The organism is Undibacterium sp. Di24W, from assembly GCF_049340325.1.
In the GTDB taxonomy this organism is placed as follows: Bacteria; Pseudomonadota; Gammaproteobacteria; order Burkholderiales; family Burkholderiaceae_D; genus Undibacterium.
Genome location: NZ_JBMPOP010000016.1, coordinates 1 through 5,619, shown reverse-complemented (window position 1 = coordinate 5,619; position 5,619 = coordinate 1). Strand labels below are relative to the sequence as shown.

Below are 5,619 nucleotides of genomic sequence, written 5' to 3'. Positions count from 1 at the left end.
ATACATTGGTCACTTACGGTGCGATCAACTTGGCAGGCGCAACATTGTCTGGCATCGAAAACATCACAGCAAACTCTGCTGTAGTTATCACTGCTTCACAATACGCAGCCTTGGTAGCAGCTCGTGCAGCGTTGAGCTTGTCCACACCAGTGATCACATTCACAGGTAATGTTCCACACCAATTGACTATCGTTGACGATATCGCTGGTGCAAACAACATCGATTTGTCTTTGATCTCTGTCACTAGCGGTACATTGATTATCGATACAACATCAGCATCCAATGCAACTGGTGGTAGCGTGAACAACACGACAACATCTAATGCAGTGGTATTGTCTGGTGGCGCAACAGTGACTACTGGTGTTGTTGGTACTAACCCAACAAACGGCGGCGGTACAGCATTGACAGCAACAGCATTGACAGCTGGCGGTACATTCACAAGCACAGCAGGCGTGAATGACAACTTCTCTGGTTTGGTTGCCACATTGAACGGTACTACTGTCAATGGTAATGCGGCTGATGCTGACACGTTGACTATTACTGATGCAGCAGCTGTTGCAATCGGTAACGGTACAGCTGGCGGTACTATCACTAACATCAAGACTTTGAACTTGGCTAACGCAACTAACAGTATCACTTTCGGTGCAACTACAACTGGTATCACTACAGTTAATGGCGGCACAGGTAATGATACAGTTAACTTGACAGGCACTGGTACAACGTTCAACTCTGGTAACGTGAACTTGGGTACAGGCAACAACACATTGACATTGGATGCGCAAACTTACACTGGTACTTTCAGTGCTGGTGCAGGTACATCTGATACATTGGTATTAACTGCTGGTGCAAACGTCGCTGGTGCTGCTATCTCTGGCTTCGAAAATGTCACTATGTCTGCTACTGGCGTGTACACAATGACAGCTGCACAATACAACAGCTTCTCAGGTACAGTAACTGCTGGCAACACAGAAACTATTGCGTTCACGACAGCCGGTACTATCGTTGCTAACGCAGCGATCGAGCGTTTCACATTGGCTAACGGCACAAACACTTTCACTGCTGGTACTAACACAGTGAGCGTAGTTGGCGGTACTGGTGCTGATACATTCAACTACACAGCGACACAAATCGCTAGTGCAACAACGTTGGATGGTGGCTTGGGTTCAGACGTGTTGAACATCGGTGCTATCGGTGCTAACTTGAACATCAGTGCATTGGTAACTGGCGTTGAAACATTGAACGTGACTGGCTCTGCAGCAACTGGCTACACATTCACAAACGAAAACGGTGCTGGCGTTGTTCTGAACTTCGCTAAAGGCGCAACTGGTGACGTAGTCGTATTGGGTACTGGTGGTCAAACTGTGAACTTGTCTGGTACAGCAGCAACTGCAGTAACAGTAACTGGCGGTACAGGCGTTGATACTATCAACTTGTCTGCAACTGCAACTGGTGCTGAAACTATCACGACTGGTTCTGTATTGGCGAACATCGATACAGTAGCGAACTTCAAAGTAGCGGGTGCTGACGTATTCAAGACAGGTACAAACGCAACTACATTGAATGCTTTGACTATCGCTACAGCTGACGTATCAACATTGGCAGCAGCAATCGCAACAGCAGCAACAGCAGCTGGCGCAACATTGGCAGCGAATACACAGGCTTACATCATCACTGTAAGCGCTGGTACAGCAGCTGGTACTTATGCTTTCCAAAACATCGGTGGCACAGTAGGTACAGTTGATGCAACTGACTTTATCGTTAAAATCGTTGGCGCGGGTTCTATCGTTGCTGGCGACTTCATCGCTTAATTCAGTAAGCTCAGTAGCAAAAGTATGGGTGGCGCAAGCTACCCATGCAATTCAAGCAGCAGGGGGATAACAGCCTCCCTGTTGTGCGAAACAAAAAACCCACGTCTGCAAAGAGGTGGGTTTTTTTGTGGGTGAAACAGAAAATTGTAGTTCACTGTTAGGTTTCATTCTTTTATATACTTCGTGCGTAATCTACTCAATCCGTGTTTAACTCCTATTCATAGCGCCATGATCGAAACCCCGCAAGACGATGTGCGTCTTTTAGAAGACGCGTTAGCGCGTACATTGAAGAATCCAACCGCTAGTTTTGGCTGGCACAGGATGGTGACTTTGTTGCGACGACTGGCGGATGCGCGTCTGTCCTTGCAAGTAGAGCGAGCGATCTTGGCGCGTGTCGATGAGCATGGTTATGCGGGCTTTTTGCGTGCCAGTTTTTTAGATGTACTGACCGGTCGGCCTGAGTATCTGGCGCAAGGAGGGCGAGTGTTATTGAGCTTGCCCGAGTTTGATCCTGATCGTGCCGTGATTTTTTTTCAGAGCAGTTGGCAAAGAGTGCTCTTGGATATTCCAGATCGAGCTTCGTTTTATGCACGTTTGTCGGCGATTAGCTTGCCCGAGATTGCTGCTCGTTTGAATCAACATGTACAACAATTGCCTGCACCAAAGCTGCCATCGCGACCGATTTCGACGATACGCAAAGTGGCCTTGATCGCGCCCTTGTTGACCAATCTTAAGCATCCTCCAACGTTGATGGCTTTACAGCAGGCGCGTTGTTTGCGTCAATGCGGTTATCAAGTGGTGCTATATGCCGCACAAGAAATGTTGGGGCCCGATAGTGAGCACTATTTGGGAAGCGGCATCGTGCATCAGACGCCGCAGTTTGTGACGCAAGGATGGGAGCATTATTTGGGGCTGGGTGGGCAAGTGATGACGGGTGATGTGCGGTTTTCTATCAGTCAACGTTGGCTGAGTCTGGTGACGCATATGGCGCAATTTGATCCTGATCTGGTGATGACTGTGGGCTTGTATTCAGGCTTACTTGCGATGTTGTACTCGCAACGCCCTGTTTTGGGTTTGGGTGTGAATTCTTTGGCACCGATATCGCCCTCTGATCTGTGGTTGACTGCACAAAAGGATTTACATGACAGCACGTTCTCCGCTTGGGGTACTGCGGGTCATAACGGTGTGGCGTTCTATCATCCTTATCGCTTGGATCGCCCAGTTACATTGCTGCCAGTGAATGTGACAAGTCTGGAGTGGAACGTGGATCATGTGGTGTTGACCACCTTGGTGAGTGAGGCCGAAGCGCGCATTAGTGGCGCTTGGGCGAATGGGATGTGTCAGGTGCTGGCTCGGTTCCCGCAAATACGGTGGTTGATCGTAGGCGGGAATGGGCAATTACCCTCCGCATTGGCAGGTGTTGCGGCACAGGTACGGTGCGTGCCATTTTGTGCTGATGCATTGAAGTATTTGAGTTGCACCCACGTCTACGTGAATCCGCCTATGATGGGGGGCGGTTTTGCCGTTGCAGAAGCGATGGCAGCAGCGGTGCCAGCGGTGAGTATGCGCGATACCGATGGGGGAGACAAATTGGGTGCAGCGGCGGTATCAGATTTACCTTCTTACTTTGAACTATTGCAGCGCTTGATTCAAGACGCCGGATACCGACAAACGATGGGACTGCAACTGCAAACGCACTTTAATCAAGCGTTGGATTTGGCGCAAGCCGCACCTAGTTTGCAGCAGGCGTGCGAGTTGGCGGTGACGCGTTATCGATTGCGTACGTAAGGTAAGGTGCAGCATGCGCACCCCCAGAGCTGATGCTATGTGTTTAGGGATTTCTTAAATTTGGCAGGTATGCCGACCATTAATGAGGCTGGCGCGACATCGCTGGTGACGACCGCACCAGCGGCTATGAAGGCATGGTCGCCTATGACCAGACGTTCCAATAATGTGGCACCGATGCCGACGGTGACGCTATGACCTATTTTTGACAATCCACCAATATTGCTGCCTGGCTGTATACGTGAATAAGCGTCTATTTGAGTATCGTGTCCTATCGTCACACCGCGATTGATAAATACGTGGGGATGCAAAACTACCCCAGGGCCAATCACACTTTTGGCACCAATAAACACGCCGGGTGACAGGCGCGCTAGAGGTGAGACATAGGCTTGTGGGTGAACCAGTGTGCCGTATTGTATGTCGAATTTTTGCGCCAAAATTTGCGTTATGTTGATGCGCTCTGGCGTGGTCGGGCCTAGTAAATAGATTTCATTTGGCTCGGGTTGAAAATCGTCGATAGCGATAATGTCTGGTAGTGCGCCGTATGCGCCCCAACTTTGTATTCTGGTGCGTAAAGGCAGATCGCGTTCGCCTTCAGACTCGGGCATGTGAAGGACGATCTTTTTTATCCGTATGCCATTCGCCAAAGCGCAGTCGAAAATGTCGGAGAGAATATTACTAGCGCCAAAAATGACGAGTGCTCGTTCATTACTTTTCGCGTTTGAAATTAAATTTGAGTTCATGCTGCTTTGCTGCAAAAGATCTTGCTGGTGAATGGGACTACAAACCTAATAACGCACGCGTGTCATTGGGTGTCGCAATCGCTCTGTCTAAGGTGCGCGCCAAGCTCACGATACGCGTAACGAATTGCTGATTGCTGGCTAGTTGCGTACGCTGATTGTCATACCATAAATTGTCTTCCAAACCCGTACGTACCCCGTGACCCATGGTGATTCCCAAGGCGTTTGCAGCGGTTTGATAGCGCCCAATGCCGCCCACTGACCAAATCGATTGCTCTGGCAAATCTGCAACGATACTAGCCAAGTGCGCTAGTTTGAGCTGTGCGGTGGCGGGATTGCCGAGAATAATGTTGAAGTAAAATGGCGGGCTTAGCAAGCCTTTGTCGATCAGGATTTTGGCGAAGTTGACCATGCCGAGATCAAAAATCTCTAACTCTGGTTTGATGCCTTGTTCGTGCATGATGCGCGCCAACTGCGTGATGTCGGCAGGTGAATTGATGCTAGCGGTGCTGGCAAAATTCATGGAGCCTAAGGTCAGGCTTGCCATGTCAGGCCTGCTAGCACCTTGCAACATTAAGCTGCTGGCGCGTTGAGTAATATCTTGGGTATTTCTGCCGCTGGTGGTGGTGACTATCACGATGCTGGGGCAGTGATAGCGTATGCCCTCTATGATGTCGGCATAGAGTTTAACGTCATTGCTGGCATGGTGGTCTTGATCGCGGGCATGCAAATGCACCATGGAGACGCCTAAAGCAAAACAACTGCGCACATTTTCTATGATTTCTTGCGGCGTCAAGGGCACGTAGGGCGATTGGCTGCGCGTAGGAAGCATGCCAGTCGGGGCTAAATTAATAATAAGAGGTGTATGTAAGTTCATAAGTAATGACATTAGGCGCTGGATTGTGCCGCTGGTCTTGCTCGACTGCTTAACTGTTTGTGGGTGCGCTAGTGTAACGCTTTCATTTTATGTCCAGTATGTCTTGTACTTTTGTGTTTATCTGGCACATCGTGTAATTTTAAGCTTAGTGTGTGCGCGTCGTCACATTATACTTGCCATTGAGCATGATATATTCACGGCGGAATCCGTTATTGGCTTTTAGTTACATAAACAAATACTTCAACACCACGTAAGAAAAATCAAACTTTTTAGGAGCACTCAATGGCAATTACAGCGGCAATGCGCACACAGATTACAGAGTTATACGTTTCTCTATTCGGCCGCGCACCAGAGCGTGACGGCTTGGCATTTTGGGTTGGTAAATTAGATGCAGGCGCAACTTACGCGC

At 49.1% G+C, this 5,619-nt stretch carries 5 protein-coding genes; 3 read left to right on the top strand and 2 right to left on the bottom strand.

The genetic code is table 11. The annotated features are described in order from the left end of the window. Together ACO0KZ_RS20405 and ACO0KZ_RS20400 are read left to right on the top strand one after the other, a co-directional pair. On the top strand, window positions 1–1,808 hold a 1,808-nt coding region (locus ACO0KZ_RS20405), incomplete at its 5' end, for a beta strand repeat-containing protein (RefSeq protein WP_422998609.1). Window positions 1,809–2,036: 228 nt separating this feature from the next. Beyond that, window positions 2,037–3,596: a glycosyltransferase gene (locus ACO0KZ_RS20400; protein ID WP_422998607.1), complete on the top strand. Its 1,560-nt coding sequence runs from the start codon at window positions 2,037–2,039 to the stop codon at window positions 3,594–3,596. Window positions 3,597–3,631: 35 nt separating this feature from the next. On the opposite strand, the gene ACO0KZ_RS20395 is transcribed toward ACO0KZ_RS20400, so the two are convergent. Then, window positions 3,632–4,336 carry a hypothetical protein gene (locus tag ACO0KZ_RS20395; protein WP_422998605.1) on the bottom strand — a complete coding sequence of 235 codons (705 nt, stop codon included), beginning with the start codon at window positions 4,334–4,336 and terminating at the stop codon, window positions 3,632–3,634. A gap of 37 nt (window positions 4,337–4,373) precedes the next feature. Beyond that, the gene (locus ACO0KZ_RS20390) at window positions 4,374–5,222 is read right to left on the bottom strand and encodes a 3-keto-5-aminohexanoate cleavage protein (protein WP_422998603.1); all 849 of its coding nucleotides are present in this window, start codon (window positions 5,220–5,222) and stop codon (window positions 4,374–4,376) included. A 270-nt stretch (window positions 5,223–5,492) separates the two neighbouring features. On the opposite strand from ACO0KZ_RS20390, the gene ACO0KZ_RS20385 reads away from it, so the two are divergent. Further along, the coding region (locus ACO0KZ_RS20385) for a DUF4214 domain-containing protein (RefSeq protein WP_422998611.1) at window positions 5,493–5,619 on the top strand (127 nt) is incomplete at its 3' end.

Excerpts from the sequence above, each read along its gene's own strand:
- ACO0KZ_RS20400 (WP_422998607.1), top strand. The coding sequence starts at position 2,037 with ATGATCGAAACCCCGCAAGACGATGTGCGTCTTTTAGAAGACGCGTTA.
- ACO0KZ_RS20395 (WP_422998605.1), bottom strand. The coding sequence starts at position 4,336 with ATGAACTCAAATTTAATTTCAAACGCGAAAAGTAATGAACGAGCACTC.
- ACO0KZ_RS20390 (WP_422998603.1), bottom strand. The coding sequence starts at position 5,222 with ATGTCATTACTTATGAACTTACATACACCTCTTATTATTAATTTAGCC.